The organism is Streptomyces sp. NPDC005141 (assembly GCF_053599975.1).
This window is the reverse complement of sequence record NZ_JBSFYW010000151.1, coordinates 1-2,225: the sequence shown is the minus strand read 5'-3', so window position 1 is coordinate 2,225 and position 2,225 is coordinate 1. Positions and strand designations below refer to the sequence as shown.

General features: G+C 69.2%; 1 protein-coding gene. It reads left to right on the top strand.

The window, feature by feature from the left end; all coding sequences use genetic code 11:
- Nucleotides 1-1,254 precede the first annotated feature (1,254 nt).
- Nucleotides 1,255-2,070, top strand: a complete 816-nt coding sequence (locus ACWD68_RS41750) for an oxidoreductase (protein WP_451811696.1) — start codon at nucleotides 1,255-1,257, stop codon at nucleotides 2,068-2,070.
- The last annotated feature ends 155 nt before the right edge of the window (nucleotides 2,071-2,225 follow it).

The following is a 2,225-nucleotide window of genomic DNA, read 5'->3' as shown; positions in this document are numbered from 1 at the left end:
CGGAGCACTCCGGGCGGGCAGTCGGCGACGAAGCAGGAAACCCCACGGCGCAAGCCGTAGGAATCCCCCTCCTTCAGGAGGGGGAGGAAGTCAACTTCTGAGGAGTATCGGCAGAGCGCTCCTTTCGCTCTACTGAGACAAGCGCGCGTACCGCCGATCAGGAGATGTCTTCGATGGACCAGCCCTCGGACCTGATCGCGCACGGGCAGCGGCCGACCATCGGCCCAAGCCCGCTCCCTGGCCCATGACCTGTGCGCACCACGGCGAAGGTGCCCGCGAACCCCAGCAAGGGTCCGGCCCTTGAGCATCAGTGTGAAGCGATGGTTCGACTTCCAGCGGCCGCACGGCCGTTGTGCCTTCCGCATGCTGCTCTTCGTCGCGCGCATCGGATCATGGGGCCGGGCGCGGGAAGTTGCGAGAGCTGTATGGCCAAGAGCCGCGGCAGTAAGAGCCGAGCCAGAAGAGCCAGCCGGCGCCAGGGTGCTGGCTTCGCCGCGGCCAACGCCGGAACCCTCCACGTCCACGACAGCGGTCCCTCCAGCACGGACCTCCGGCCCACTGATCCGCGCCGGTGGGGAGCGGAGTCCGCGCCGGACATGCGGGCCGCGGCTGCACTGATCGGCGCCTGCATCGAGGAGTGCGCGCCGTGCCGGCGCTCCCTGTCGGCGAAGATCCTCGATGCGGATCCGATCGTGCTGGCGGTGACGGCCGGCGCCGTCTTCGGTCTGCACGCGTCCCGCGGTGCCGACGCCGGGGACTTTGCGGCGATGCCCTGTGAGGTGTTCCTCCCTCTCGTCGAGCATGCCCACGCGGCCGGGGGCAACTTCCGAAGGCTGTCGGCGGCCGTCGAGCGGATGCCGCTGGCCGACCGGGCACGGCTCCTCGATGAGGCGCTGGACCTGTGGGCCTCCTACGGCCAGCAGTACCCCGACCTCATCCGCGGCGAGGACCTCACACGCGCCCTCTGGGCCGACACCCCTGTCGCTGCCGCCACAAGCGGCCGAAGCAGTGCCGCCCCCGGCCGCGCCGGCACAGTCAGGACGGCGGGATGGTGCTTACCGCGCAGGCTGCGATCACGGCGTGGCACTCGGCGCCTTCGGAGTGGCCTTGCAGGCCGTCCCCGACGACCCACGCCAAGCCGGAGGTTCTCGGCCATGCGGCCGCCGGGGCCGCTCCTTGCCATCCGCCCCACACCGCCATAGCATTATGACCGTAAGCCAAACGATCGTAATTCAATTACTCGGGGAGTCCGTCATGGCGACACAACGGCCGGTAGCACTCGTGACGGGGGCGTCATCGGGGATCGGCAACACAACCGCTCGCGCCTTCGTCACCGCCGGGTTCGAGGTGATCGGAACCGGACGGAACACCTCGGGACTCACCCCGCCCGCCGGTGTGACCTTCCTCGACCTCGACGTGACCAGTGACGAATCCGTCACCGCCGTCGTCCAGGAAGTGATCGAACGGTTCGGACGGATCGACGTCCTCGTCAACAACGCCGGTCTGGGCTCGGCCGGCGCCGCCGAGGAGAACTCCGTCGCCCAGGCCCAGAGCCTCTTCAACCTCAACTTCTTCGGTCTCGTCCGCATGACGAAGGCCGTCCTGCCGCACATGCGCGCCCAGGGCCGTGGACGCATCGTCAACCTCTCGTCCGTCCTCGGCGTCATCCCGCAGCCCTACATGGCCCTCTACGTCGCCGCGAAGCACGCCGTCGAGGGCTACTCCGAGTCCGTGGACCACGAGGTACGCGAGCACGGCGTCCGCGTCCTGCTCGTCGAGCCCGGCTACACCCGGACCGCCTTCGATGCCAAGGCCGTACAGCCCGACACACCGCTGCCGCTGTATGCGGAGCGGCGGCGTGTCTTCGACGAAGTGGTCGCTGAGGCGATGAAGGCCGGCGACGACCCCGCCGTCGTCGCCAAGGAGATCGTCACGGCGGCCACCGCCCCGAAGCCGAAGCTGCGCTACACCGCTGGACCGCTCGCCTCGCGCATCACCACCGCGCGACGCCTCGTCCCCGCCGGGATCTTCGGCAAGCAGATCCGCAGATTCAACCGGATGCCCGGCTGACGTCACACCCGGCCCATCGACCTGCACTGCGCGCGAGAGGCGCGCGCCCCTCCCACCTGAATAGGAGTCGACCGTTCACCTGCGGTGACGCCCCGCGGGCGTGAAAATCGGTACAGGGGCTGTCCGCCGACGCCGCTTGATGTTTGGGCCGTGAG